The organism is Rhodococcus sp. 05-2255-1e (assembly GCF_002259025.1).
GTDB classification, from domain to species: Bacteria; Actinomycetota; Actinomycetes; order Mycobacteriales; family Mycobacteriaceae; genus Rhodococcoides; species Rhodococcoides fascians.
In genome coordinates, this window is sequence record NZ_NOZE01000040.1 from 40,194 (window position 1) to 67,054 (window position 26,861).

The 26,861-nt window shown below is 65.5% G+C and carries 25 protein-coding genes; 11 read left to right on the forward strand and 14 right to left on the reverse strand.

Annotated elements, in window-relative coordinates; genetic code table 11:
- Position 1 precedes the first annotated feature (1 nt).
- A complete protein-coding gene (gene gabT, locus CH262_RS23570) occupies positions 2 to 1,366 on the reverse strand; it encodes a 4-aminobutyrate--2-oxoglutarate transaminase (RefSeq protein ID WP_094718548.1) in 1,365 nt (454 codons plus the stop codon).
- 129 nt (positions 1,367 to 1,495) lie between these two features.
- On the opposite strand from gabT, the gene CH262_RS23575 reads away from it, so the two are divergent.
- Together CH262_RS23575 and CH262_RS23580 are read left to right on the forward strand one after the other, a co-directional pair.
- Complete coding sequence (locus tag CH262_RS23575) at positions 1,496 to 2,992, forward strand: PucR family transcriptional regulator (RefSeq protein WP_094718549.1); 1,497 nt, start codon at positions 1,496 to 1,498, stop codon at positions 2,990 to 2,992.
- Between the two features lie 28 nt (positions 2,993 to 3,020).
- Positions 3,021 to 3,731: a YoaK family protein gene (locus CH262_RS23580; RefSeq protein WP_032366254.1), complete on the forward strand. Its 711-nt coding sequence runs from the start codon at positions 3,021 to 3,023 to the stop codon at positions 3,729 to 3,731.
- On the opposite strand, the gene CH262_RS23585 is transcribed toward CH262_RS23580, so the two are convergent.
- From CH262_RS23585 to CH262_RS23595, 3 genes are read right to left on the reverse strand one after another with little or no spacing between them, the layout of a single operon-like run.
- A complete protein-coding gene (locus tag CH262_RS23585; protein ID WP_094718550.1) occupies positions 3,728 to 5,413 on the reverse strand; it encodes a flavin monoamine oxidase family protein in 1,686 nt (561 codons plus the stop codon). The two genes, CH262_RS23580 and CH262_RS23585, sit on opposite strands and share 4 nt — an antisense overlap.
- Complete coding sequence (locus CH262_RS23590; RefSeq protein WP_094718551.1) at positions 5,410 to 6,255, reverse strand: carbon-nitrogen hydrolase family protein; 846 nt, start codon at positions 6,253 to 6,255, stop codon at positions 5,410 to 5,412. Before CH262_RS23590 ends, CH262_RS23585 begins: the two co-directional genes overlap by 4 nt.
- Positions 6,252 to 6,884 carry a helix-turn-helix domain-containing protein gene (locus CH262_RS23595; protein ID WP_094718552.1) on the reverse strand — a complete coding sequence of 211 codons (633 nt, stop codon included), beginning with the start codon at positions 6,882 to 6,884 and terminating at the stop codon, positions 6,252 to 6,254. The genes CH262_RS23590 and CH262_RS23595 overlap by 4 nt, the downstream gene beginning before the upstream one ends.
- Positions 6,885 to 6,999: 115 nt before the next feature.
- Here CH262_RS23595 and speB point away from each other — a divergent pair, with 115 nt between their 5' ends.
- Positions 7,000 to 7,959 carry an agmatinase gene (gene speB / locus CH262_RS23600; protein ID WP_027496227.1) on the forward strand — a complete coding sequence of 320 codons (960 nt, stop codon included), beginning with the start codon at positions 7,000 to 7,002 and terminating at the stop codon, positions 7,957 to 7,959.
- Positions 7,960 to 7,966: 7 nt separating this feature from the next.
- On the opposite strand, the gene CH262_RS23605 is transcribed toward speB, so the two are convergent.
- Both CH262_RS23605 and CH262_RS23610 read right to left on the reverse strand, forming a co-directional pair.
- Positions 7,967 to 8,866 carry a universal stress protein gene (locus CH262_RS23605; protein ID WP_094718553.1) on the reverse strand — a complete coding sequence of 300 codons (900 nt, stop codon included), beginning with the start codon at positions 8,864 to 8,866 and terminating at the stop codon, positions 7,967 to 7,969.
- Positions 8,863 to 10,302, reverse strand: a complete 1,440-nt coding sequence (locus CH262_RS23610) for an amino acid permease (protein ID WP_027496225.1) — start codon at positions 10,300 to 10,302, stop codon at positions 8,863 to 8,865. Before CH262_RS23610 ends, CH262_RS23605 begins: the two co-directional genes overlap by 4 nt.
- Positions 10,303 to 10,517: 215 nt before the next feature.
- Between CH262_RS23610 and CH262_RS23615 the strand changes: the two genes are divergently transcribed.
- The 4 genes from CH262_RS23615 to CH262_RS23625 all read left to right on the forward strand — a co-directional run bounded on the left by CH262_RS23615 (position 10,518) and on the right by CH262_RS23625 (position 13,737).
- Positions 10,518 to 11,732 (forward strand): PucR family transcriptional regulator, encoded by a 1,215-nt coding sequence (locus CH262_RS23615; RefSeq protein ID WP_032366258.1) that lies wholly within the window; start codon positions 10,518 to 10,520, stop codon positions 11,730 to 11,732.
- A gap of 160 nt (positions 11,733 to 11,892) precedes the next feature.
- Entirely contained in the window at positions 11,893 to 12,048 is a 156-nt protein-coding gene (locus tag CH262_RS27845; RefSeq protein WP_167326732.1) for a hypothetical protein, read from the forward strand.
- The gene (locus CH262_RS23620; RefSeq protein WP_027496223.1) at positions 12,045 to 13,109 is read left to right on the forward strand and encodes a TerC family protein; all 1,065 of its coding nucleotides are present in this window, start codon (positions 12,045 to 12,047) and stop codon (positions 13,107 to 13,109) included. The genes CH262_RS27845 and CH262_RS23620 overlap by 4 nt, the downstream gene beginning before the upstream one ends.
- 79 nt (positions 13,110 to 13,188) lie before the next feature.
- Positions 13,189 to 13,737, forward strand: a complete 549-nt coding sequence (locus CH262_RS23625; RefSeq protein ID WP_027496222.1) for a Dps family protein — start codon at positions 13,189 to 13,191, stop codon at positions 13,735 to 13,737.
- A gap of 75 nt (positions 13,738 to 13,812) precedes the next feature.
- Here CH262_RS23625 and CH262_RS23630 read toward each other — a convergent pair whose 3' ends face one another.
- Positions 13,813 to 14,274, reverse strand: a complete 462-nt coding sequence (locus tag CH262_RS23630) for a hypothetical protein (protein ID WP_027496221.1) — start codon at positions 14,272 to 14,274, stop codon at positions 13,813 to 13,815.
- Between the two features lie 118 nt (positions 14,275 to 14,392).
- Here CH262_RS23630 and CH262_RS23635 point away from each other — a divergent pair, with 118 nt between their 5' ends.
- A complete protein-coding gene (locus CH262_RS23635) occupies positions 14,393 to 14,590 on the forward strand; it encodes a CsbD family protein (RefSeq protein ID WP_027496220.1) in 198 nt (65 codons plus the stop codon).
- Between the two features lie 62 nt (positions 14,591 to 14,652).
- Here CH262_RS23635 and CH262_RS23640 read toward each other — a convergent pair whose 3' ends face one another.
- Both CH262_RS23640 and CH262_RS23645 read right to left on the reverse strand, forming a co-directional pair.
- A complete protein-coding gene (locus CH262_RS23640; RefSeq protein ID WP_256988938.1) occupies positions 14,653 to 15,387 on the reverse strand; it encodes an EAL domain-containing protein in 735 nt (244 codons plus the stop codon).
- A complete protein-coding gene (locus CH262_RS23645) occupies positions 15,384 to 16,640 on the reverse strand; it encodes a PucR family transcriptional regulator (protein WP_032366259.1) in 1,257 nt (418 codons plus the stop codon). Before CH262_RS23645 ends, CH262_RS23640 begins: the two co-directional genes overlap by 4 nt.
- Positions 16,641 to 16,993: 353 nt before the next feature.
- Here CH262_RS23645 and CH262_RS23650 point away from each other — a divergent pair, with 353 nt between their 5' ends.
- Complete coding sequence (locus CH262_RS23650) at positions 16,994 to 18,187, forward strand: esterase/lipase family protein (RefSeq protein WP_094718554.1); 1,194 nt, start codon at positions 16,994 to 16,996, stop codon at positions 18,185 to 18,187.
- Between the two features lie 69 nt (positions 18,188 to 18,256).
- Here CH262_RS23650 and CH262_RS23655 read toward each other — a convergent pair whose 3' ends face one another.
- The 5 genes from CH262_RS23655 to CH262_RS23675 form a co-directional block, all read right to left on the reverse strand.
- Positions 18,257 to 19,279 (reverse strand): LLM class flavin-dependent oxidoreductase, encoded by a 1,023-nt coding sequence (locus tag CH262_RS23655; RefSeq protein WP_094718555.1) that lies wholly within the window; start codon positions 19,277 to 19,279, stop codon positions 18,257 to 18,259.
- A gap of 33 nt (positions 19,280 to 19,312) precedes the next feature.
- Positions 19,313 to 20,164, reverse strand: coding sequence for a glycosyltransferase family 2 protein (locus CH262_RS23660; RefSeq protein ID WP_094718556.1), 852 nt, complete (start codon positions 20,162 to 20,164; stop codon positions 19,313 to 19,315).
- Positions 20,161 to 21,099, reverse strand: a complete 939-nt coding sequence (locus tag CH262_RS23665; protein ID WP_256988940.1) for a glycosyltransferase — start codon at positions 21,097 to 21,099, stop codon at positions 20,161 to 20,163. Before CH262_RS23665 ends, CH262_RS23660 begins: the two co-directional genes overlap by 4 nt.
- Positions 21,100 to 21,176: 77 nt before the next feature.
- Positions 21,177 to 22,289, reverse strand: a complete 1,113-nt coding sequence (locus CH262_RS23670) for a glycosyltransferase (RefSeq protein WP_032366263.1) — start codon at positions 22,287 to 22,289, stop codon at positions 21,177 to 21,179.
- Positions 22,286 to 23,320, reverse strand: a complete 1,035-nt coding sequence (locus CH262_RS23675; RefSeq protein WP_256988942.1) for a glycosyltransferase — start codon at positions 23,318 to 23,320, stop codon at positions 22,286 to 22,288. Before CH262_RS23675 ends, CH262_RS23670 begins: the two co-directional genes overlap by 4 nt.
- Before the next feature lie 202 nt (positions 23,321 to 23,522).
- Here CH262_RS23675 and CH262_RS23680 point away from each other — a divergent pair, with 202 nt between their 5' ends.
- Both CH262_RS23680 and CH262_RS28240 read left to right on the forward strand, forming a co-directional pair.
- Complete coding sequence (locus CH262_RS23680; RefSeq protein ID WP_256988944.1) at positions 23,523 to 24,467, forward strand: WcbI family polysaccharide biosynthesis putative acetyltransferase; 945 nt, start codon at positions 23,523 to 23,525, stop codon at positions 24,465 to 24,467.
- Positions 24,464 to 26,782: a glycosyltransferase gene (locus CH262_RS28240; protein WP_256988945.1), complete on the forward strand. Its 2,319-nt coding sequence runs from the start codon at positions 24,464 to 24,466 to the stop codon at positions 26,780 to 26,782. The genes CH262_RS23680 and CH262_RS28240 overlap by 4 nt, the downstream gene beginning before the upstream one ends.
- Positions 26,783 to 26,861: the final 79 nt, after the last annotated feature.

Here is a 26,861-nt window from a genome sequence, read left to right on the forward strand (position 1 = left end):
GTCAGAGTCCCTTCGAAGCGTCGCGCAGTGCGTTCTCGAGGACCGTGAGTGCGTCGTCGAGCAACTCGTCGGAGATCACCAGCGGCGGAAGCAGGCGGATGACGTTGCCGTAGGTTCCGCACGTCAACACGATCACGCCTGCCGCGAGTGCCGCAGCGGCAACGGCTTTGGTGGCCTCGGGGTTCGGCTCACGTCCACCCGGTACGACGAGCTCGACGGCAAGCATGGCCCCACGGCCTCGAACCTCACCCATGATCCCCACCTCCGGCATCAACGCCGTGAGCCGATCGACGACGATGCGTTCGATGTCGCGAGCGCGGGCGTTGAGGTCGAGGGTCTCCATCTGTTCGATCGATGCCAGCGCAGCGGCGCATGCGACGGGATTGCCTCCGTAGGTGCCGCCGAGCCCACCGGGATGCACGGCGTCGATCAGATCGGCCCGGCCCGTCACCGCGGCCAGTGGCATACCGCCCGCGATGCCCTTGGCCATGGTGATCAGGTCCGGCACGATCCCCTCGTGCTCGCTGGCGAACCAGGCACCGGTGCGGGTGAATCCGGACTGCACCTCGTCGGCGATGAACACGACACCGTGCTTGCGCGCCCACTCGGTCAGCGCAGGCAGGAAGCCGTCCGCCGGCACGACGAAGCCGCCCTCACCCTGGATCGGCTCGATCAGGATGGCCGCGAGATTATCTGCGCCGACCTGCTTTTCGATCATGGAGATCGCACGGGCGGCGGCCTGTGCACCGGTGACGGCCGATCCGTCGGCACCGAGTCCTTCACGGAACGGGTACGACATCGGAACTCGATAGACCTCGGGAGCGAACGGCCCGAATCCACTCTTGTACGGCATCGACTTCGAGGTCAGAGCCATCGTCAGGTTCGTGCGGCCGTGATACGCGTGGTCGAACACGACCACGGCCGAGCGGCCGGTGGCGTGCCGGGCGATCTTGACTGCGTTCTCGACGGCCTCGGCACCACTGTTGAACAGGACGGTGCGCTTGTCGTGATCTCCCGGGGTGAGTTCGGCCAACTTCTCGGCGACCGCGATGTATCCCTCGTAGGGCGCGATCATGAAGCAGGTGTGCGTGAAGTGAGCGACCTGATCCTGCACGGCGGCAACGACAGCCGGATTCGACGCACCGACGGTCGTCACGGCGATACCGGCACCGAGGTCGATCAACGAATTGCCGTCGACGTCGACCACGACGCCGCCGTCTGCGTCGGCCACGTACACCGGCAGCGTCGATGCGACGCCTGCACCGACGACGGCCTTGCGGCGCTCGGCCAGAGCCGACGATTTCGGGCCGGGGAACGCGGTGACGATCCTGCGCTCCTGCGGAAGTCGGTATTCGATCGAAGCCATGGTCGCACCTTTCGGGTTGGTCTCTGTGCAGCAAGTATGCGACCGCGAGGGTCGACCGGAGACTGCCGATACGTACATTCGGGTGCAGAAGCACACGCCATTTCGTCAGGCACGATTACAGTGCGACAGGTGAGTGTGCAGATTTCCTGGTTGCTGAGACAACGCGACCTCCGGCTGAGTCATCGCGGCGGGCCCGAACGCAGCGGTGCCGCCATCACCTTCGCGCAGGCGACCGAGCTCACCGATCCGAGTCCGTGGTTGTCCGGCGGCGAGCTTATCCTCACGACAGGTCTCGGCTTCGACTCCGGCGGCCCCGCACTCGCGCAGTACGTCCGCACCCTCCGAACGGCAGGGGTTGCCTGCCTCGGATTCGGAACCGGTCTCTCGCACAGCGTGATTCCACGAGAACTTCTCGACGCGGCAGACGAGGTCGGGCTACCCGTCGTCGAGGTTCCCTACGACACTCCCTTCGCCGCGGTCATTCGGGCGGTCACCACACGCATCGCCGAGCAGGAGTACGAGGAAGTCCTGCGGGCGGCGTCGGTACAGAGCCGCATCACCCGCGCCGCACTGCACGGCGGCGTCGACGCGATCGTGCGCGAATTGGCGGTCGCCACGTCCACCTCCGTCGCGCTCATCGGACATCGCACCGAGTCGTTCCATCCGGTCGACGCGGCGGATCTGATCGCGCAGGCCCGCGAGATCGCCGCCAGTATCCGTCCGTCGTCGTCACCCGCGACGGTGTCGGTGAGCGAGCCGGGCCGCACCGTGAGCCTGCACTCGGTACCGATCACCGCCAGTGCGCCGAGCTTTCTCGCGATTCGCACGAAGGGGCCCGTGACGGGAGTCGAGCAGATATTGCTCGGGCATGCGGTGTCGCTGATAACCCTCGAACTGGAAAAGCCCGCGCGGCTGCGCGCGGAGCAGACGGCCCTCAACTCGCGCGCGCTCGGACTTCTCCTCGACGGGCATCTCCTGTCCCCCGGTGACACGCAGGCACCGAGCTATCTCGCCGATGCGGCCGACGACGACTCACGCATCACCGTGGTGGTTCTCCGCGGCGCGACGGGGCGGACGGGTTCGATCGCCGATGCCGTCGATGCTCAGTTCCGCGCCCACGCACGGGCGACGTTCGTCAGGTCCACCGACGACGGCGCCGAGATGCTGCTACCCGGCGGCGACGCTAATTTCGTTGCGCAGCTGATGAATTCTCTTCCCCGTTCGGTGTGTGCGGGGGTCGGCACCGACATGCACATCACCGAGGCCCCCACCGCGCTGAGACAGGCGCGGCTCGCGTGCGCGGCGGCCGGTCCCGGTGATCGGGTCGTCCACTTCACCGGGTCGATGCTGCTGGCGTCGGAACCTGTTCGGGAATCGTTGCGTGCCATGGCTGCCGTCACCATCGCCGTCCTGGCCGAGTACGACCGCACTCACACCGCGGATCTGGTGGGTTCGCTTCGGGCGTTCCTGGAAGCCAACGGGCACTGGGAAACCGCAGCTGCCCACCTGTCGGTGCATCGTCACACCTTGCGCAACCGCATCACACGATGCGAGGAATTGCTGGGGGTGGATCTGACGTCGGCGCGGGTGCGTGCGGAATTGTTGCTCTCCCTACTCGCGGCATGAGAGCGCCCCTCTGTGTCAGGATTTCGCGATGACCACCCCTCGTCCTGAACCCCAGATCTCCGTCGCCACCGCGAAGTCGGTTCGGCTCGGAGTGCTGCTGGCGGCAGTGGGCGGATTTCTGGATGCGTACACCTACGTCACTCGCGGCGGTGTGTTCGCCGGTGCCCAGACCGGCAACGTGGTGCTGCTCGGCGTGGACGTGGCGGGCGGGCGTTGGGTGGAGGCGCTGGTGTTCCTGCCGCCGTTGACGGCGTTCGTTCTGGGTGTCATGACGGCCGAGTTCATCGCGTTGCCTGCGATCGAGAGGATCGTGCGCAGGCCGGTGCGGGCTGTGCTCTGCTACGAGATCCTGGTTCTGGTGATCGTCGGGTTTCTGCCGGCAACGGTTCCCGATGCGGTGGTGTCGGTCATCCTCGCGCATGTCGCGGGCGTGCAGGTGACGACCTTTCGGGTGTTGGTGGATTCGCCGTTCAACACGACGATGACGACCGGCAACCTCCGCACCATGGCCATGGCGGCGTTTCATCGTGTGGTCGAGCACGATCGGGAGGCGGGGATCAGAGCTCGGCGGTTCGGCACGGTCATCGCCGGATTTCTCGGCGGCGCTGTACTCGGCGCGGTGTCGGTGGAGCTGTTCGCTCTGCGCGCGATCTGGGTGGTGGCCGTCATGCTGATCGTTGCGCTGGCACTGTTCGTGTTCGACGAGCGCCCACCTCGATCGGCGGCAGCGAAGCGTTAGTCGCCCAGTCGAAGCGGCGCGATGGTGTCGAAGACGTCGCCCGGGCCCGGGTTGTCCGGTGCCGAGGTGCCACCCAGGTGATGTACGACGCCCCACACCGCGTTCAGTGCTGTGTGAATCGCGCCCTCCGCCCAACCGGCGGTCCACGAGATGTCGTCGCCGGCAAGGAAGATGCCGCGGTGTCGGGGTTCGAGTTCGTCCTGCACGAAGTGGGTGAACAGTCTTTCCTGATAGCGGTAGTGCCCCGGCAGGTTGGCCTTGAACGCACCCATGAAGTCGCGCTCGGTCTCCCAGGACAGCGTCACCGGAGTCGAGATGATGTGGCTGCGAAAGTCGACGCCCGGGTAGATCTCCTCGAGGGATCGCAACATGATGTTCATGCGTTCGGTGGGATCGAGAGCCAGCAGTTTGAGCGAGTCGTCGGACCAGGTGTAGGACAGGCAGATCAGCCCCGGCTTTCCTTCGCCCTGATCGAGAAGGTATGTGCCGCGGCTCATTCGGTCGGTCAGCGTCATGCTGACCAGGTCACGCCCGGTCACCGGGTCCTTGTCTTTCCAGAACGGCCGATCGACGAGTGCGAACACCTTCGTCGACCCCATGTAGTGGGTACGTTCGATGGCGGTCCAGTGGTCGATCGGGAACAGATCGTCGTCGCACCTGATGTTGCTGAGCAACATCCAACTCTGCGCGGTCACGACCGCAACCGCGTACGTACGGATGTTTCCTCGGTCGTCGTGGATCGTGGTGCCGCCCCCGGTGCGCCTGATCTCGGTGACGCGCGGCATCGTGGTGCCGCCGTTCACCGAGGAGACCGACGTGCCCGCGGGCCAGTGCGCCAGGTCCGCGGGTGTGTCGGTCCACAACCGCATCGGCAGCTGCTGTGACCCGCCGACTATGCCGCGGTGGTGATCGTCGGCTGCGGTGATGACGACACGAAGGATCTCGAGAATGGAGTTGGGATAGTCGGTGTCCCAACCTCCTGTTCCGAAACCGACCTGGCCGAACAACTCTCGCATGCGAAACGACGAGAAATGCTCGGACGCAGCGAGGAATCCGTAGAAGGTCTGATCGTCGAATTTCACGATCAGTTCGTTCCAGATGCGCTTGATCTCGGCCGCGTCCCGCCTGCGGATGGCGCGCTGCAACGGAATCAGTTCGGCGTGCTCCTCGAGCGTTCTGTTCCATGCCTCGGCGACCTCGGCGAAGATCGGCGGGAGATCCTCGAGCTTGCGGGCGTAGTGGCTGGTGCCCTTGAGATCGATCACCGTACTGGGGGTCGCCTCGGCCAACGGGTTCGGGAACGGCGTCGTCTCGAGCCCGACGGAGTCGAGGTAGTGGAACAACGCGGTCGAGGACGGCGGAAACCGCATCGCGCCCATCTCGGCCACCACACCCGGATGCCCCTCGAACGGCACCGATCGCATGCGGCCGCCGATTCGATCCGATTCGTAGACAACCGGTTCCAGGCCGAGCCGAAGCAACTCGCGGGCCACGACCATTCCTGCGAGTCCGCCGCCGACCACCGCGACTCGGGTACCGAGTGCGGCGTCGGGAACGCTACCCAGGCCGGCCGGGTGGGCGAGGTAATCGTCGTAGGCGAACGGAAAGTCCGGCCCGAACATGGTGAGCGGTTGTTCGTCCTCGGGCTCGATCGCGCTGTCCGGGGTGACGGGTGTGGTCATCTGTCGTTCTCCTGCTCGGCTCGTACCGGGCCTGCGAACCCTGCGGGACGAGGTGCCGTCCGATACAGATCCGGACGTCGGTCGGAAAGGTGGGTGTTGATCGCTCGGGACCTGTCGAGGTCGGCGGGGTCCAGGTGCACCGTCAACAGTTGTTCGTGCACACCGGCTCTGGCGATGTCGGTGCCGTCGGGCGCGACGGCGCATGACAGCCCGCAATAGGTCAGAGTCGACTCGGTGCCGCAGCGGTTGACGTAGGTGACGAACACCTGGCTCTCGTAGGCCCGCGTGGGAACCACGTGGGTTGCGATGATCTCGAACGGCGACATCAGACCGGTCGGGACGATCAACCATTGCGTACCCGCGTCGGCGTGCGCGCGGACGGTCTCCGGAAATTCGACGTCGTAACAGGTGAGCAGACCGCAGCGCAGATCTCCGAAGTCGAACTGCACCACCAACTCCTGGCCTGGGGTGAAGTGGGCACGATCGAGCTCACCGAACAGGTGCGTCTTGCGGTACCGCGCCAGTGAAGTACCGGTCGCGTCGACGACCTGAACGGCGTTGTACACCGACTCGCCGCTGCGTTCGGGATATCCGTACACGATCGCGACGCCGTGAGCACGGGCCATCTGTGCGACCCTCCCGAAGATCGGCCCGTCGAACGGTTCGGCACGGTCGACGACGAGTTCACCGATGTCGTAACCGCTGACCGACATCTCCGGAGTGACCAGGATCGATGCACCTGCCGCCGCGGCTGCCGCGGCCGCGGCGTCGAGTGCTTCGAGGTTCGACTCGACATCGCCGGAATCCTCCGGCCCCTGATAGAGCGAGACGGTGTTCGTCACCGATGCATCCCCGGCTTTCCGATCGGTAGTTCTTCGGGCAGGGCTGGTGCCAGCACCCACAACACTCGCGCCCCACCGCTGCTGTCGCTGCGGAAACTGTGCCGACGGCGCGGCGAGAACGTGAAGGCGTCCCCCGTCCCGAGAGAGATGTCGTCCCCGCCGAAGTCCGCGCCCGGATCGGCGTCGAAGATCACCCGTAGCTCGCCGTCGATCACGTACACGAAGCTCACGTCGAGCGGCAGCGCGTACGCCTCGGACCCACTTCCGCCGCCGTGTTCGATATGGCCCAACAACACCTGCACGCGACGCTCCCCTACCGGCGTCAGCAGATACTCGGTCATCCGTTCTCCACCGAACATGATGCGCGGCAACGACTGTGCGCGTACCACTTCGCCGACGGGTGCGGCGTCGAACAGCGAGCCGACCGGTACGTCGAGCGCGGCGCAGACTCTAACCAGGGATGCGACCGATGCGTTCACCTGATCGCGCTCGAGCTTGGACAGATACCCCTTGGTGACCCCGCAGGTGTAGGCGAGCGCGTCGAGCGTGAGCCGCTTCTTCAGGCGCGCCTCCTTCAGGCGCGCACCGATCCGTGGCGCATCGACGTCGACCTGCGCGGCTGAAGACACCCTTTTCGCCTTTCAGGAAACTTGTGTTGACAAGACCGAGCATCAGAGTAACGCTTGCCGAGCGACATGGTCGACCTTTCGACGGCCGGGCGCTCGACTGCGGAGGGACATCTCGATGAATGCGAACAACCCGGAACACACCCCGGTCGGCCCGCTCGACGCCACCAAGGTCCCCCGTTACGCCGAACCGACGACATTCGCGCGACTCCCCCGGCTCGACGAGGTGTCGCGGGCAGACGTGACGATTCTCGGCGTGCCGTTCGATTCGGGGGTGAGCTACCGGCCGGGTGCGCGCTTCGGACCCGGCCACATTCGTGCGGCGTCGAAACTGTTGCGGCCGTACAACCCTGCCCTGCAGGTCTCGCCGTTCGCACGCCAACAGGTAGCCGACTTCGGCGACATCGGGGTCAATCCGTTCGACATCACCGAAGCGCTGCAGACCGTGCACGATGCCGTGACGGACCTACGTGCCGACGGCTCTTCGGTGCTGACTCTCGGCGGCGACCACACCATCGCGCTCCCGATCCTGCGTTCGCTCGCGCGTGATCACGGGCCGATTGCGGTGTTGCACTTCGATGCCCACCTCGACACCTGGGATACGTATTTCGGTGCGCCGTACACCCATGGCACGCCGTTTCGGCGGGCGAGCGAGGAAGGGCTCATCGACCTCGAACGCTCCCAGCACATCGGTATCCGCGGCCCTCTCTACAGTGAGCAGGACCTCGAGGACGACCGGGTGCTCGGCTTCCAGGTCATCCGCTCCGACGACTACGAGGTCGACGGCGTGGCCAGCATCGTCGAGCGGATGCGTCGTCGCCTCGACGGTGGCCCGGTCTACGTCTCGGTCGACATCGACGTTCTCGATCCCGCGCATGCTCCGGGCACCGGTACACCCGAGGCCGGCGGGATGACCTCGCGCGAGTTGCTCAACACGCTGCGCGGTCTCGTAGGGCTCAACGTGGTCGGTGCCGACATCGTGGAAGTCGCACCCGCATACGACCACGCCGAGATCACCGGCATCGCGGCGGCCCATGTCGCGTACGAGTTGCTGTCCGTGCTGGCGCTGAACCGGTAGCGGGCACTCACCGGCGCGGCAACACCAGAATCGGTACGGGCGAGTGCCGAATGATCTTCGTTGCCCGTGAACCGAGGAACACCCGAGCGATCGGACCCAACGGCCCGGACGATCCGATGGTCAGCACTTCGCCGTCCTGCCAGTGCAGTTCGTCGAGTGCTTCTCGCCAACTGCCCGCGGTCGCCAACTCGGTGTCGACGCGGTCGGCCGGTAACCCCACCGCGACAGCGTCGTCCACTGCAGCGGTCAGCGCCTCGCTCAGTCCTCGGGCGAGCTCCGCTGCTACGTCGTCCTCGGCTCGCAGCCCGATCTCGGGCGGATACATCGTCGCCCCGCGAACGACGAACGAGGCCAAGCGAAGTGGCACACCGGTGTCGCGGGCCAACTCCGCTGTAGGCCCGACGACGCGGGTGGCCTCGCTGTCGCCCGAGAACGCGCACGTGATCCGCGTCAGGACGGCCCGATCTCGAATGCGGTAGCCACGCGGGGCCAACGCGACGGTGACCGGCGAGGAATGGAGCAACTTGTCCGCGGTGGAACCGACGACGACTTGCCCGAGAGCACCGTCACCCGAGGAACCCAGAACCAGGATCGACGCCCCGGTGGTCTCCGCGGCCTCGGTCAATGCAGTGGACACCGAGCGGTGCGACATCCGGTGGAACGACGCCGCGACATCGGGTGCGCGTTCCTCCAAGTAGTGACGGGCTTTGGCCTCCGACTCGGTGGCCGTCGACGCGGCCCAGTCCGCGAACTCGGCGTCGACCCGGGCCATCGACGGCGTCGACCACGGCTTGGGAACCACGGTTACCACGTCGATGTTCGTGTTCAGGGATCGGGCCAGTTGCGCACCGAGATCGAGGGCACCGACACTTCCCTTGCCGGGCGCGAACGCGATCAGCACGCTCATTCCGCGTCCTTTCCGACCGATCGAAGCGCCGAATGATGCCGACCCCACAGGAAGTAGAACGCGAGAACCACGGCGAGCCAGAGCCCGAACCAGAACCATGTGGTCCACCGCAAGCCGGACAGGATGTAGATGCACGCGGCGATGGACAGGATCGGTGTCACCGGGTACCCCGGCACCTTGAACGGCCGCTCGAGGTCGGGCATCGTCCGGCGCAGGACGATCACGCCGATGGCCACGACGATGAACGCGACGAGCGTTCCGATCGACACCAGATCGGCCAACTTGTCCAGCGGAACGAACGCGGCGAGTATCGAGATGATCACCGCGACGACGATCGTGTTGTTGACGGGGGTGTGAGTCCGGGGACTGACCTTCGCGAACGCCTTGGGCAGCATCCCGTCTCGGCCCATGGCGAACAGAATGCGCGTCTGCCCGTACATCGTCACCAGAGTCACCGAGAAGATCGAGATCACCGCGCCCGCCGCCAGAATCGTGGCCGGCCATGCCCGTCCGGTCACATTTCGGAGAATCTCGGCCAACCCGGCCTCTTCCTGCCCGGCGAATGCTGTCCACGGCTGTGTTCCCAACGCCGCGACCGCAACGACGAGGTAGAAGACGATCACCACGACGAGTGCGGCAATGATGGCTCGCGGCATGGTTTTCTGTGGATTCTTCACCTCGTCCCCGGCTGTCGAGACGGCGTCGAGACCGATGAACGAGAAGAAGATGGTGCCGGCCGCCGCGGTGACACCTGCCGCTCCGAGCGGCATGAAGTCCGAGAAGTTGCCGGAATCGAAGGCGGTGAATCCGACGACGGCGAACAGCGCGAGCACGCCCAGCTTGATGACGACCATGACTGCGTTCACCGCTGCGGACTCGCTCGCACCGCGAATGAGCAACACGGCGCACAGAACGATCAGCACGACGGCGGGCAGATTCAGGATTCCCGGATCGGCGTCACCCGGTGCCGCGGACAACGCGTGCGGGATGGTGAAGCCGAAGAGATTGCCGAGAAGTTCGTTGAGGTATCCGCTCCAGCCGACCGCCACCGCGGCACTCGACACCCCGTACTCCAGCAGCAGGCAGGCCGCAACACCCATCGCGACCACCTCCCCCATCGTCACGTATGCGTAGGAGTACGTCGATCCCGACACCGGCACCGCCGAGGCCATTTCGGCGTAACAGATAGCGGCGAGCCCGGCGGCAATTCCTGCGGCCAGGAACGACAGGACCACGGCTGGACCGGCTTCGGGAACAGCGAGCGAGAGCACGAAGAAGATGCCGGTGCCGATGGTCGCTCCCACTCCGAACATCGTCAGTTGGAACGTCCCGATGGTGCGTTCCAGACCACCGGGCTGCTGGTCCGGTTCAGCGATCGGTTTCTTGCGGAACAACTGCGAGCGCAGACCCGATGCGGGTCCGTTCGACGATGTCATGGTCGAGACTCCCAACGTGAAGACGAACGGTGCGGACCGAACCGTGCCGCGGGCGGTACAGCAGCCGACGCGAGGCGATTTCGGTGATTCTGCTCCCCGAGCCACCCGGTCGCACACCGAACACGCCGCGCGGTCCACGAGCTCGCCGTCGAGCCGGTGTCGGTGTGAGCGCCGCCTACCATTGACCTCGACTCGGATGGGAGACCCTCGAACACATGGCCACACAGCCGGACGCGACACCGCTCGACGCGGTGGCCGCGCAAGCGGCCTCGGACGCAGGCGGCCTGGACGTCGCGTTCCTGGGGAACTTTCTCGACGTCGTGACCGATGCGGTGGACGCAGGTGTTCCGCTCACCCGCAAGCAACTTCGGGAGTGCCGCGTACACGGCGACGAAGCAGCCCGAGCGGGTGTGGCTCTGCGCGCGTTGCTCGACCTCTACCTGTCGGCGGCGTGGCGATTGTGGCGCGAGTTGCCCGCCGTGCAGGCCGCCGCAGCAGACCCGGCCGGGGTCGTCACCGCGGGCGAGGTCATGCTTCGAGCCGTCGACGACGCCGCGGCCGAACTCGCCGAAGGCTTTCAGCTCGCCCGGCGGACCCTGGTTCGCGTGGAGGTATTGGCACGCCGCGAGTTCGTGGACGATCTGCTCTCCGGAACGGCCGATGTCGCCGGTGTCCTGGGACGTGCGCAGACGTTCGGGCTGGATCTGTCGAGTCCGCACGCAGTCGCCGTGGTCACGTCCACGACTCCGTTCACCGACGCGACGTCGGCCATCGGGCTGGTCGAACGCAGCGTGCAGGGCAGCAAAGGGGACGCCGATCTCCTCGTCGCCACCAAGCAGGGTCGGCTGATCGTGGTGTTTCCGGCACCCGATCGCGAGGCCGTCGACCACGTGCTCACCCGTGTGGGACGAGTCCTCGGTGCGTCTGCAGCCGGCCCGAGCGATACGGTCGACCTGCGCCGTCGCGGCGAATACGGACGGATACAGCTCGGAGTCGGTCGCCCACGCAGCGGCGCAGTCGGCGTGGCGGCGTCGTACCGAGACGCCCTGGACGCGCTCGACCTCGCGTCGTCGCTGGGGCTCGACACACCCGTCGTCGACGCCCGTGATCTGCTCGTCTATCGCGTTCTGATCAGTGATCGCGCCGCGATCGCCGATCTGGTCGAGACGTTGCTGACCCCGTTGACGAGCGCTCGGGGCGGAGCAGGCCCACTGCTGGAAACATTGCAGGTGTACTTCGAGACCGGCGCGAACTCGGCGTCCACCGCACGCCGGATGCATCTGTCAGTGCGCGCGGTCACGTACAGATTGTCGCGAATAAGAGATTTGACCGGGCAAGATGTGGGCAATCCCGTCGAGGCATTTGCGCTGCACACGGCAGTACTCGGCGCGATGTTGCTCGACTGGCCGCGATCCGGCCTGCACTCCTGAATCGCACCTGAGGCCGAGATTGCCGGAAGTCGGCAAGAAAGTCCGCCGAAACATGTCCGCAAAACAACCCTGCCTGCAGCAAAGCAAACAGTCAGACTGGAGTAGTTGCGGTCGAACCGCCCCACATACCGATCGAACGAGAACGTAAGGAGCAGGACAGATGTCGTCGTTGACACAGAAGTTGACCGCGTTCGCTCGCAGCCCTCAGGGCAAACAGATGATCGACCGAGCGCGCCGATATGCAACCAAGCCCGAGAATCAGGCGAAGTTGAAGCAATTGGGCACGAAGTTCACCGGTAAGGGTGGCCGTTCATGAACGTCGTCCCATGGTGGGCGTGGGCCGCATTCGGTGCCGTCGTCCTGATCCTGCTGGCCATCGACCTGTTGGCGCACCGCGGCGCGCACATCATCGGCTTCAAGGAGGCCGCGTGGTGGAGCGCACTGTGGGTAGGCGTCGCCATCATCTTCGGCATCGTGGTGTTCTTCACGCTGGGAACAACGGCCGGAGTCGAGTACACGACGGCGTGGTTGCTGGAGAAGAGTCTGTCGGTCGACAACCTCTTCGTCTTCGCGCTGATCTTCGGCTACTTCAAGGTCCCCCGTGAGTACCAGCACCGCGTGTTGTTCTTCGGTGTCATCGGTGCCCTGGTCTTCCGTGCCATCTTCCTGGCCGCCGGTGTGGCCATCGTCAGCAAGTTCGCCGCGGTTCTGTTCGTCTTCGCCGCCATCCTGCTCTACAGCGCGTACAAGCTGATGAAGGACGAGGACGACTCGTACGACCCCGGCACCTCCATTGCAGTGCGCTTGCTCAAGAAGATCGTCCCCGTTCAGGACGAGTACTCCGGTACCAAGTTCTTCGTCAAGGAAGCAGGCAAGCGGGTGGCCACGCCACTGCTCGCCGTCGTGGTGGCGATCGAGGCGGCCGACCTGGTCTTCGCGGTCGACAGTGTTCCTGCCGTTCTGGCAGTGACCGACGACCCGTTCATCGTGTATTCCTCGAACGCGTTCGCGATCCTCGGCCTGCGTGCCCTGTACTTCCTGCTCGCAGGGTTGCTCGAGAAGTTCCACTACCTGTCCAAGGGACTGGCGATCATCCTCGCCTTCATCGGCGTCAAGCTGATCCTGCAGGCCGGGCACAAGGTGATCAGCACGTCGATCCCCGAGATCCCGTCCTTCGTCAGCCTGGTGGTCATCGTCGTGGTCCTGGCAGGCTCGATCATCCTGAGCCTGAAGAATCCCCCGGAGGAAGACAGCGCCGACGCGGTCGACAAGGCCGCAGCCGACAGTCCGATCGTCGATCCGACGGACGGAACCTCCACCGCCGGCACCTCGTCGACGGGTACGTCGGGTACCGATTCGCCTCGACTCGACAAGTAGTTCCGCACGACACATGCCCCGCCGGAATCGATCCGGCGGGGCATGTTTGTACTTCGCCGTGATGGGGCAAACCGTCGTCATGGCTGACAAGAACTCGTACACCGTTCCCGGACTCTCGTCGGACGTGGGCGCGCGCGTCGCAGCGATCCTGCAGGATCGCCTGAACGCCTACAACGACCTCCATCTCACGCTCAAGCACATTCACTGGAATGTGGTCGGACCGAACTTCATCTCGGTCCACGAAATGCTCGATCCTCAGGTCGAGGCCGTGCGCGGCTTCGCCGACGAGGTCGCCGAGCGCATCGCGACCCTCGGTTCCTCTGCGAAGGGAACGCCGGGCACCATCGTCAAGGAACGTTCCTGGGACGATTACTCGATCGGCCGGGCAACGGCGATCGAGCACCTCGGCGCTCTCGATCTGGTGTACACCGGGGTCATCGAGACCACCCGTAAGAACATCGAAGAGGTCGGCGAGATCGATCCGATCACCGAGGACATGCTCATCGGCCAGAGCGCCCAGCTCGAACTGTTCCACTGGTTCGTCCGCGCGCACCTGGAGAACTCCGGTGGTCAGCTCTCCACCGCGAGCGCGACCAGCGAAGTCGACGCTGCGAAGCAAGCCGGCTGACAGACATTTCCACCCGAAGCACCGGTCTCGCCGATCACGGCGAGGCCGGTGCTTTTCGTTGTGACAGAACCAAAATCACTCCGTCGGACGCGCCTCGTGGCCGCTGCGACCGTGCGTTCGTCGCTGTTCTTTCATCTCGGCCTCGAAGACGTGCCGACGTCCGTCGAGCAGCTCGTTCCGGACCGCCCGCTCGTGATCACGAAGTACCGTCCAATACCCGTCGTCGAACTCCTCGACGAGCTGGAACGTCCACCGCCCCTGAGCGATGTTGCGGCCGATCATGTCGGTCTCGAGTCGCTGTGCCAACGCGTCGTGCCCGGCGTCCGACAACGCGTCGGAGGCCTCCCCGAGCAGCAGATCCGCGTGTCCCATCAACTGATGGAACGAGTACAGGTGGCCGCGTGCGCGCTCGACGTATTCGAGTGCCTCGGACAATTTGCCCGTGGCTGCCACGGTATCGTCGTCCACTCCGTCGGGGCGGCGGTGCTCCGGTGCCGGCGTCTCATGCGAATGTGGGTCGTTCGTCTGTGCAGTCATGAACGGCACGTACCCGCATCCCGTGCCGGCAACACGGCCGGGAGTCCGATGATTACCGACCGCGATCTCGGGTATAGCTCCCATGCACGAGCAGCACAATCGATTTCGAGGAGTTCACATGGCTGATTTCATCGACAAGGCAAAGCACAAGGCAGAAGAGCTCGTGGGCGAAGCCAAGGAAAAGATCGGCCACAAGACCGACAACGACGACCTTGCTGCCGAAGGCGCAAAGGACCAGGCGTCGGGCAAGACCAAGCAGGTCGGCGACGACGTCTCGGACGCAGCCGGCAACATCAAGGACAAGTTCACGAACTGATCCATCGATGCAGCAGAACCCCGCACCCAGCCTTCACGGCTCGGGTGCGGGGTTCTTCTCTGTCACAGGCCTTCCGTCGGATTGGGCAGCGGCAGTGGCCGCCCGAACATCCATCCCTGCCCCAAGCTGGCACCGAGCGCTTTCGCACGTCGCAGATGCCGACGCGTCTCGATGCCTTCCGCCAGCACGATCGCGTTGCTCGACCGAACGTAGGCGCGAATCTGTCGCATTGCCGGTCGGGATCGCAGCGGAGCTCGCACGATCGACGCGTCGAGCTTGACGATGTCCGGTGCCACCAGCGCCAGTAGATCCAGGGTTGCCGGTGTCGCTCCGACGTCGTCCATGGCCACCCCCATCCCGCGTGCGCGCGCGCCGCGGACGAGGGCCATCAGCAACGGAACGTTCCGATCCAGATCACGCTCGGTGATCTCGAGGACCACGTCGAGATCGTCGCCGATGGCGTCGAGGTGCATGTCGACGTCCTGCTCGTCACGGAAGCAACCCGGTTCGATGTTGAGGAAGAACCGCACCCTGCGGGAGTAGGCACGTTCCCTCGCCGCCCGCAGAGCTGCCGCGCGGCAGGCCACATCCACTCGGCCGACGAGTCCCCGTTCACGGGCCAGAGCAAAGACGTCCTCGGGAAGTGCGCTGCTCGGCGACGGCCACCGAGCGAGGGCTTCGTAGCCGACGACATGTCCCGTCGACAGTTCGACAACCGGCTGAAACAGCGCCGCCACCGAATCCACCGACTCGAGCGCCGCGGACGCTGCCAGCACCGCGCCGTCCGAGACGGTCACAGTGATCGCTCGTCCACCGGGGTTCGGCGTGCCTCGAGGCGATCGGCGATCAGTGCTGCGTGCAGTCGCCGCAACCCCGACGGTTTCATCGGATCGAGACCGGTGAGTTGATCCACCCGCTTGAGGCGGTAGTCGACGGTGTTGGGATGCACCGTCAGCCACGTGGCTGTCTTCTTCCTGTTGGAATCGGAGTCCACGAAGGCTTGCAGCGTCGGAAGAAGGTCGACCGAGTCACGTAGCGGATCGATCAGAGTCACGAGGTGCTTTCGACCGAGTCCGGGCCGGCTCACCTGGTACTCGAACACCAGATCCGAGATGCGGTAGGTGCCCGGCGTGTAATGCAGCCTGCGGACCAGGCTCAAGAGCTCGTACAGGTGCGGCGCAGTCACCGAGATGTCGTCGATCGCTGCCGACCCGGTCGTCGCCGTCACTGCGACCTGGCCGGCGTCGGCAAGCCGCTCGACCAGTTCGTCGACGTCGGCACCCGGAACGTCGGGCAGCAGTACCGTTCCGCCCGTCGCACTGATGGATGCGATGGGGGCGATGTCTCCGTTGTGCGCTGCCAGGGCCGCGTGAATTCTCCGCAGCTTCCGTGCGGCCATCATCGCCGCATCGCCGCGCCTACCCCCTTCGTCGGCATGCGCCGGAAAGTGCAGGGCCACGACGTGATACTCCTCGGCGAGCAGCGCACCCATCCGATCGGCGATCCTGCGGGCAGTGCCGTCGCCGGTCAACAGAGCGTCGAGCAATTCGACGTCGTGCCGTGGACCGTTCTGCGCCAACGTGCGGAACTCGGTGAGATAAGCGTCGGACACCGCCTCGGTGACCACGTTCAGAAGCTCCATGATCAGGATCGTCCGGTCATCACCCGCCGCGCCTGCCTCCCGGTTCACCGCTGACTCGGCAGCCCGTAGACCCAGCGCGCAGCCCTCGTTGATCGCGTGCTGAATTCGGCCGAGTGGCACTCCGTCGCGGGCCCACCGCGTTGCGGCGTCCCGGAAGGTGTCCATGGCCCCCGCGACCGGTAGTCGACCGGAGTCGAGGACCCCTGCAGCCAGTTCGCTGCAGGTGGTCGCCATGTCGTCGAGCTCGCCCCGTGCACAGTCGCGCGGCGGCGGTACGTCCTCCGGATCGACGAAATACCGGTTCAGCATTCGCGCGGCAGTCTCCCGGGGCGTCCGCAAGCGGTCCGATGCACGTCGACCACCTGCGTACTCCTCCTGCGCCGTGTCCACACTGTCTGTTGCAGTCACCGAACCCCACCCCTCGTACTCGAAACCCGCGTCAGGTCATGTCCTTCAGGCGGTCGATGTCTGCCCACAACGCCCCTGCCTCGGTATCGAACCGTCCTTCCCCGGCCGAACCGTCGGCCGCGGTGAAGACATTCGAACCATAGTGCACAAATAAAACCTGAGGATTGTTTTGGGCCATGAACCCGGCAACAAATCCGCATTCATGTCCGGATCGTCGTCATTTGTGACGCCCCATCACGAATGAACGGTCACGTGCGGGCGGTTTCCAAACGTGATGTGGAGCACGTTCCGGGCCGGAATCCGGGCCTACAGTTCCGACTTGTCCACTTGACCCTCGTCGAAAGTCAGGCTCCATGACCACTTCTCGGTCCACCTTCCGTGCAACGAGGAAGGCCACCACAGTCCGCGCTGCGATGATTGCTGCAATGGCATGCTCCGTTGCCCTCGGTTCCGGTTTCGCAGCGCAGGCTCAGCCGGCACCCGTCCCGGCACCGGCACCGCCCGCAACCGTGCAGGGCAACACCGTTGTTCCGCCGGGTCCGACCGGCGCATACCCGAAGGCCTCGGATCAGGGCATCACGGCACCGAGCATCGATTCGGCTGCCCCCGCGACCGCGACGTACGACCCACGGACCGAGACCACCGGATACGGGCCCGATCAGAAGAACTTCCTGGCCGGATTCCTCTACAGCATCGTCAACCCCAACGTCGCACCCCAAGGTGCCAACGATTGGAACTGCAAGCCCACCGCCGCGCACCCCCGCCCGGTCGTCCTCCTGCACGGCACCTGGGAGAACGCGTACAACAATTTCGCGCGCATGTCGCCTGCCCTGAAGAAGGAGGGCTACTGCATCTTCGCGCTCAACTACGGAGACGGGGACTCCAGTGTCGTCGGCAATCTCCCGTCGCTTCGCGGTACCGCATCGGTCGCGTCCAACGCGAAGGAGATCGCCACCTACGTCGATGCTGTGCGGACGGCCACGGGCTCTGCGCAGGTCGACATCGTCGGCCACTCCCAGGGTGGGCTCGTCACCCGTCAGTACCTCCGTTTCGAGGGCGGTGCCAATCCGACCGACCCGACCAAGAACAAAGTGAACACGGTCGTCAGCGTCGCCGGATCGAATCACGGCACCACCCTCGTCGGCATCGGAACTCTGGGGCGCACCATCAACAACCTGGGACTCAATGTCCTGGGAGTCGTCGGTGCCATCGCCGGGCCGGCAGCTTCGGACCAGGTGATCGACTCGCCACTCGTCAAGGGACTGGCCGTCGGCGGTGACACCGATCCCGGCATCAAGTACACCGTGATCGGCACCAAGTACGACGAGGTCGTCACCCCGTACAAGACGACGTTCCTCACCGCAGGCCCCGGTGCCACCGTCAACAACGTCACCCTGCAGGACGGCTGCGGCATTGACCTGTCGGACCACCTGTCGATCTCCGTCTCACCGCGCGCGATCGGCATCGTCAAGAACGCACTGGATCCGAAGGGCTTCCCCGCGAAGTCGATCCCGTGTGCCTACAACTCGCCCATCACGGGCCAGTAGGACACCGGTACCTCCGTTCCACCGAGGGCGATCGGCCGATCGGGCCGATCGCCCTCGGCGGAAGTCCGGTCAGTTCTGTGCTGGGGTCCACCCCAGCGCCGGGCCGAGCTTCTGCGCCGTGTCGGTCAGGATCTGCACGTAGTCCTCGTGGTCGAAGCTGAACGGCAGCGCGAACGCCACCTCGTCGACCTCGCGAAAAGATCGATTGGCGTACAACTGCTCCGCGATCTCGTCCGAGGTACCCACGAGGTCCGGCGCGAACATCATCCGAGCCGGCCCCTGCGGTGCTCCGGTCCGTGCCGTACGCGCGTGAACGTAGTCCTCGTACTTGCGCTTCTGCGCAGCGGAAGCACTGTCGGTGGGGATGACCACCAACCCCTGGGAGACGCGCGCGTCGGCCCCGGCCGGGTGAGCCTCACGGAACCGCGCGATGTGCGCGCGCTGGATCGCATCGAAATCCGTCGACTCCTCGGCGCGCACCACACTGCTCACCAGAAGATTCATCGCGTTCTCCCCTGCCCACTGCGCAGAACGGAGACTGGCCCCGCCGTACCACATTCGGTCCCGTAGACCACGCGAATAGGGTTGTACCCGTTCGGAATACGCTTCGATTCCCTCGGTCCCCGACCACGTGGACGCAGGTTCACCGGCTACGAACCGAAGCAGCCGCGAGACTCGGTCGTAGCCGAAGTCCTCGTCCTCGGCGGTGTCGGGATACAACGAGTGTGCGACGCGATCGAAGTGCATCGGTTGTCCCACACTGATTCCCGCGTTGACGCGCCCACCGGACAGCACATCCACCGTGGCCAGGTCCTCGGCGAGACGCAACGGGTTCTCCCAACCCAACGGCGTCACCGCAGTGCCGAGCATGATGCGGTCGGTACGTTGCGACGCGGCGGCCATGACCGCGATGGGAGACGAGATACCGAACTGCAGGTGACGATGACGAAGCCACGCACTGTCGAATCCCAGCCGCTCCCCGAGTTCGATGATGCGGAGCGTCGATTCGTGGCCGACCTCGGGTGCGTTCTCGTCGAAGAGCCCGATGGTCAGAAATCCGAGCGAACGCAGGGGCCTGGATGGTTCGGGCACGTCTGGACCTCGTTTCGTGAAAGTCCGGCCAGCCTAATTCACACCGTCGTCGGTGTCGTGAACAGCGGCGGTGAGACGGCGAATCTCGGTGCCGCCGTACTCGAGCAACCCGAGGGATGCGAACGCATCGAGCCACCCGACCATCGGCCACCGGCCCCACCGGCGGAAGAAGGTCCGAGCGTTGACGACGATGTCGTCGAGATGTTCCACCGGAGGATCGGACACGGGATGGAACTGGTGGTACGCGTGAGCGCCGCCCACCCACCGCAACCCGATGCCCGACGCGCGGGCCGTGGCCGCGAAATCCGTGTCCTCGCCCCCGTACCCGGTGTAGTCCTCGCAGAAGCCGCCGATCTCGCTCCAGGTGTCGGCGTGCACGGCGAAGGACAACGACCAGAACAGGTCGAAATCGTGTCCGGGTTCCACTGCGCCCGCGGGCGGATTCGGTCGCGCCGCATGCGGTGCGGTGAGCGCGATCAGTGCGTCACCTTCGATCCCGATGCTGTCGGGTTTCAGGTAGGTCACCGGCCCGCACAACAGAGTTCGCCGACTGTCGGGGCGCAGTGCGGCGCGGCGATACCTGTCGAGCATCTCCGGGGCGGGTATGCAATCCACGTCGAGGAACACCACCAGCTCGGCACCCCGATCGAGGGCAGCGGCTGCCCCGAGGTTACGCGCTCGCGCCACCGGCAGCGGCGTCTGGGCATCCATGTCGAGAACCGTTGCCGCAGAGCCGGATCGGGCGAGCACATCCTCAATGTCGTCATCGCCCATGGCAACCACGATGTGCTCGACGGGCCGGTCGGTGGACTCGGCCAACCCGCGAATCTGCGCGGCGAGGTGCTCGTGACGGCCCGAGACCACGGTCACGACAACCACTTTCATCGTCGAGCCGTCCCGGACGCTGCCTGCTCGATCGCGCGAGCCGCCCGATCGGGTGCGCCGTCGGTACCGAGCAGCGACCATGTCCGTCCGCCGATGCCCAGGGCGCAGTCGGCAGCGCGTCGCCACCGATCGACCGAGGGCCACTCGTCGAGCACCGCGGCGATGGATCCGGCCGCCAGTGCGTGCGCGGTGGCAGCCTGCTCGTCGAACGGCCGGGCTTGCGGAACCACGATGGCCGGTGTGCCCGACGCGGCGACGTCGGCGACGGCGTTCTGCCCGGCGTTGGTCACCACGAGGGCCGCTGAGCACAGCACCGGCCACACGTCGTCCACCCAGTCACCGCCCGCCACTCCGAGTGTGCGGAAGTCGAACCGGTCGTCCGCGGCGGACCACCTGTCCACCAGTTCACGCGTCAACGAGGTGCCACCCGCCGCACCAAGGACGACAACCGAGCCTTCGGTGGCCGCAGTGTCAGGCGCGTCGATTCGTGTCCGTTCGGCGAACCGACTGATCGAGCCCGAGTACGTCGTCTTGGCGGCGTACGGATGCAACCAGGCCGGGTCGTACACTCTCCGAGACCAGGGCGCGAGAATGTGCGTCGCCGCGCGGTAGGCCATCGCGTGGACGGGATCGGCCCGGTTTCCCGGAATCGCCATGACGATCACCCGGACACCCATCAGCCGCAGAAACATCGCCACTTCCACGGACACATCGACAACCACTGCCCGCGGTCGCTCACGCGCAACCCAGTCGGCAATGATCGCCATCCGTGCGGTCAGCCCGTCGACGTCGTGGGGTGCCCAGTGCACCACTCCCCCCGCCGAGATGTCGTCGGCGGCTGCCTCGCCCACGGTGTCGTTCACATCCAGCGGGAGTGCGATCCATTCCGCTGCAGCATGTTCCGGAGGCCGCGCCCGCGAGGACAGCACCGTCATCGGCTCTCTCGAGTGGCGCGCAATCGCGTCGGACCGAGTGACGTGGCCTACCCCGTGGTGGTGTGCGTAGTAGCCGATCATGCAATCGCGAGACCGTGGGCGGACTCCGGTGCCGATGCGGACTCGAGGGTCGATCGGTACAGCTCCTCGTACTCGTCGACCATCCGGTCCACCGAACACACCTGCTCGGCGCGCGCCCGCGCGTCGTGCCTGTTCAACGCTGCCGCGGCGGGAATGGCGGCGGCGAGCCCGGCCACGTCGTCGGCGGGTACCAGCACTCCGGACGAGGCGTCGATGATCTCGGGTATCCCTCCGCGGGCGAATGCTGCCACCGGGGTACCGCAGGCCAGGGCTTCGGCGACCACCAGACCGTACGGCTCGGACCACACCGGCGACACCAGCGCGACCTCGGCACCGGCCACCAGCGCGGCGAGGGCCGGCTGATCGAGGTGCCCGACGTACCGGACTCGATCGTCGAGCAGGGGTTCGACGACACCGTGGAAGTATTCGAGGTTGCTGATGGGTCCAGCGATGCGTAGCGACCGGCCGGCAAGCTTTGCGGCGGCGATGGCCAGGTGCAATCCCTTTTCGGGAACCAACCGTCCGGACCACACCACGTAGTCGCCGCCCGCACCGAACGGCCAGTCCTGCAGCGAGATCCCGTTCCGGATGACGATCGTCCCGGACGCGACGTCGGCCCATTGCTCGGCTGCGAACGCACTGACAGCAGCAAAAGTGTTGGCACCGAACGGAGCCAGGGCAACAGCCGACTCCAGCCACGCGAACGGCGGCGTGTGCAGAGTGGTCACCATCGGCACCGGCAGTGTGGCGGACATAGCCAACGGCAGGTAGTGCAGGCTGTGGTTGTGCACGATGTCGAACGAGTTCGACAGCGCACCGGCCAGTTCCATCATCACGGCGAGGTATGCGTGGTGCTCGCGAACCGCAGTGGGGGTGACCGCGAGATCGGCGAGGGCAATCGGTGTCAGATCCAGCGTTCGGACCGGCAACATCGTGGCATCCAGATCGACGCTCGATCCGTCTGCGGCGAACAGACTGACGTGGTGCCCACGGTCGGTCAGCGCCCGCACCAGATTGTAGACGTGTGCCTCCAGACCGCCCGCGAAAGGCTGTGCCACCGGAAAACTCGATGACGCCAGCACCGCGATGCGAAGTGGCTTCTCGTTCAACGCATCTCCTTTGTCACTGCTGCGTAGATCCCAGCGTGGGTCGCTGCGATTCGTTGTCTCTGCTCGGCCCGGGTTGCGGCGTCGAGCGCTGTGGTCCGATCGGCGTGGGCCGCCTGCACGGCTGCCACCAACGTGGCGGGTTCGAACGAGTCGGTGTTCATGACGAAACTGTGAATCGGCGCTTGGTCGGCATAGAAGCCGCAATCGGACGCGACGACGGCCGTTCCCAGATCCCGACATGCCTCGAGCCAACCCGAATGTGTTCCGAACCGATACGGCAACACCGAGACGTCGATCGAAGACAGGTAGTCCCACAGTTGCTCGTCGTCGAATCGGGCGTGCACCCGCACATCGACGTCGGGGAAACTGTTGTAGTCCAGCAACTTCGCGCCGACGGTCGGGTCGTACCAGTGGCCGGCCGTGTCGAACACGTCCTCGTCGATGTCCAACCGCACCGTCGCAGCCGGTAGCGATCGAGCCGCCTCGACGACGGCGTCCATCACCGCAAGCGGGTCGATGTTCGCTCGCAGGTTCTTGGCGTGGACTCCGATGACGAACGAGTCCGACACCGGGCGTGGGACGTTCATTCTCTCGAGGGGCACCACGTGTGGGTGCTCGATCACCGTCGCACGCACGTTCCACCGATCGGCTATCCACGCAGCTGCTCCCTCGGTGAGGGTGATCACGGCATCGGCACCACGAATCAACACGTCCAGCTGCTCCAGATGACCGGTGTTGTCCGCGAAATGGGGATTGTGCGCGTCGTGCACCGTGAGCACCAAGGGCTTGCGATGGGCCCTCAGATACTCGACCGTGCGGGTCAAGTCTTCCGGTGAGAAGGACTCGAAGCCGAAGTGCACGTGCAGAACGTCGAAGCTCGAATCGGGTTGCTCGGCCAACCACCCGGCGTCGAGGAGACGAGGCGGCCACCACTGGCCCGGCACATCAACGCGAACCGGCGTCGGATCGGGCAACAGCACCACCGAGTTACCGGAGCCGTCGGGCACCGGCTGCACGTGCTGTACGTACACGTGAGAGGAGGGTACGGACGCAATACGAATCATGAATTCCTTCGGGTACAGGTCAGACGAATCGTGCCTGTTCCCGACACGCGCATGGGGTCTGTACCCACTTCGTACCGAGTTCAATCGCGGTTGGCGTCGCAGGTTCGGCGGGGCTACGTTGACCAGAAGAATGGTCGAACACACGCACTCACACGACGTCGGGGCAGACATGGACGGGCGTACTCGCCACTACGGCGATTTCTACGGAATATCGGGGCTCGAGGCCGCGCCACGTACACCCGTCGACGATCGCCCCCTGTTGCTCGTCTGGGGTAACTGTCAGGCCGAGGCGATGCGCATTCTGCTGAGCTCGGATGCGTCGATGCCGTTTCGGACGGTACGAATCCCGCCGGTACACGAACTCGAATCCGCCGATCTGCCGCACGTCGATCGATTGGTCCGGCAGACCTCGGTACTGCTGACTCAACCTGTGCGGGAGGGTTATCGGGATTTGCCGCTCGGGGTCCCCGATCTGACACGAGCACTCCCGCCGCACGCGGTGGTACTTCGTTGGCCCGTGCTGAGATACGCTGCGCTGCATCCTTTTCAGGTCATAGTTCGGCATCCGAGCGATCCAGCGGCCGTTCCGGATCTCGTTCCGTACCACGATCTGCGGACGATTGTGGCCTTCGAGCGTGGCGTGCGGTCCGGCGAGAACTGGGACCTCCCGGTATCCGACGCCGGCTTTCGTGATGCCGCGCAGGCGAGCCTGGACGAGCTACGACTACGCGAGAGCCGCGACACCGACATCGCTGCGTCCGACCTGTTCCAGGGTGCGGGAAGCCGTGCCACTCATACGATCAACCATCCGACCAACGTGGTGTTGACTGCACTCGCGCAGCGGATCCTGGACCACCTCGACACCGCCTGCACTGTGGGTGATCCAGGGAGAGAACTGCTCGGCGGTGTGCGAGCGCCCGTCGAACGCCGGGTACTGGACGCCCTCGGCTTCCCCGGTGATGCTCGCCCAGACTGGACGGTCGACGGTTCCGACGTGTCCAGCGATGTCGTACACCGCGCGCACCTCGATTGGTATGCGGCACATCCCCAGTTCGTCGACGCCGCACTGGCCCGCCACTCCGAGCTCCTGCGAATCCTGCAGACGACGCCGTGATCGCACCCGTGCATCATCTCGTGGTCGGCCCACCGGACCACGGAGTCGTCCGGTGCGCCCGCGACATGGCTGCCGCCACAGCGAGTCCCGTGGTGACCGCTCCCGACCGACTACCGCCCGACGCTCCCGTCCACATTCACTTCACCGACCGGCTGTTCGGACGTACTGCGCACGAGGCAGCCGATGCCATTGTCGCACTGGCACAGCAGCATCGAGCCCGCATCACCGTTACGCTGCACGACGTACCCCAGATCTCGGACGGCTCCGCGTTCGCGGCACGCACCGACTGCTACCGCCGAGTGATCGACTGCGCTGCGACGGTCGTGGTGTCGAGTGTGCACGAGCGACTGCTTCTCGAGGACGTACTCGACAGCCGACCCGACATCCGGGTGATTCCCCTACCGATAGACCGACCGGCACTACGATCCGACGACGTCGTCCCCCGGCGAGTCGTCGGGATTCTCGGGTTCGTCTATCCGGGAAAGGGACACAGCGAGGTACTCGGTGCCATGTCTGCACTGGAAACCGACGTCGGGTTCGAGATCGTCGGGGCCGCGTCGGCCGGACACGAGGACGTGCTCGACGAACTACGCGCCACTGCTCGGCATCTGGGCAGGCCGTTTTCTACGACCGGCTTCGTGCCCGATGCCGAACTGGGCGGCCGGTTGCGGTCCATTGCTGTCCCGGTTGCTTTCCACCGGCATGTATCGGCATCCGGTTCGATCAACACCTGGATCGCGGCGGGCCGTCGCCCTCTGGTCCCTCGTGGTCGATACGTCGACGAGATGGCCGTCAATTCGCCCGATGCGCTGTGGGTTCACGAGGACACAGTGGAGGGCCTGGCCGAGGCCATGGCAGAAGCGTTACGCCGACCCGAGAAGACATGGCAGGCCGCAGACTCGGCACCGTATCCATCGCCGGCGCAGGCGGCCGACCTGTACAGCTCCCTGTTCCGAGAAGGCATGGCTCTACCGTCCATCGCGCTGCCCGATGGCCGCTCGGTGGTTCCGCTCAATCGGTGGGATCTGGCACCGACCGCATCCGACACGCCCCGAGTGTCGGTCGTGATTCCCTACTTCCGGCAGCAGCACCAGCTCGACCTGGTTCTGACAGCGTTGACCGCGCAGACCTGGCCCGCGTCCCGCATCCAGGTGATCGTCGCCGACGACGGATCTCCCGAGGAACCGAACGTGGAGGAATTCGGCTCGGCTCTCGACATCACCGTCGTGCGCCAACCGGATCTCGGATTCCGGGCCGCCGCCGCACGCAATCTCGGTGCGTCCGCAGCGCGCGGAGACATCCTCTGCTTCCTCGACGCCGACACCGTGCCCGAACCCGATTACATCGAGGAATCGGTACGCCTGATCGTGGCCCTTCCCGATGCGGTGACGGTGGGTAGGCGTCGACATGCCGATTTCGGCGGGTGGTCGCCCGCGGACGTCGGGACCTGGTTCGAGGGGCGATCTGCGGGCCCGACGGAATTCACCGAGCCTCCATGGCTTCGTGACGGTTACGCCGGCTCGCGAGATCTTCTGGACGCGGACCGTCGTTCGTACCGATACGTCATCAGTGCCGTGATGTCCTGCAGCCGAACGTTGTTCGAGGAACTCGGCGGGTTCGACCCGACGTTCGTCGGGTACGGCGGAGAAGACTGGGAATTCGCGCATCGGGCCTACGCCGCAGGTGCCGTCCTGGCCCATCGGCCGCGAGCAGTCGCCTGGCACGACGGGCCCGACTGGGCCGAACGCACGGGCGGAGACCGAGAGCGGAAGAACGCCGAAGCGCTGATGCTGGCCTCCCGCATCACCGACCCTGCGGCGCGTACCCAGGGTCTGACCTACGCGCTGCCGGAGATCGTCGCGGTTGTCGATACCACCGGGCACAGCGCTGCGTCCCTCCTCGAGACCGTCGGCTCGGTCCTGAGGCATCCTGATTGTCGAGTGTGGATTCACGGACCCGGTGCCGAAGAATTACGGCGGCAGTGGGGCGACGCCGACTGCCGCATCCAGGTGGGTCTTCCGGGAGACACCGCACGTTCTCACGCGGTGCTCGAGGTGCGCGGCCTCGTCCTGTTCGGTGCCGGCGCACTTCGTCGTCTCGTGGAGACAGGAGCGGATCGGCTGACTGTCGACGTGGGCAACTCGGGCACGGTCGAGCTGCGCACGTCTCGGTCGAGCTGTCGCGCTCGACGGTGGTCGTCGACGATGGGAACGGCTTCCGAGGACCTCGCGGAGGCCCTGTTCGGGCACATGCATCGGACAGGCGCGGAGTTCGGGCTCTTCGCGGGCGAGGTTCAACCGAAACTTGCGTGGTGAATGTGGGGTGGTTCCGGTGTCGACTCGACCGAATCGGGTACGGCCAGTGGGAGAATGTAAATCGGCGGCAGACAAAAGC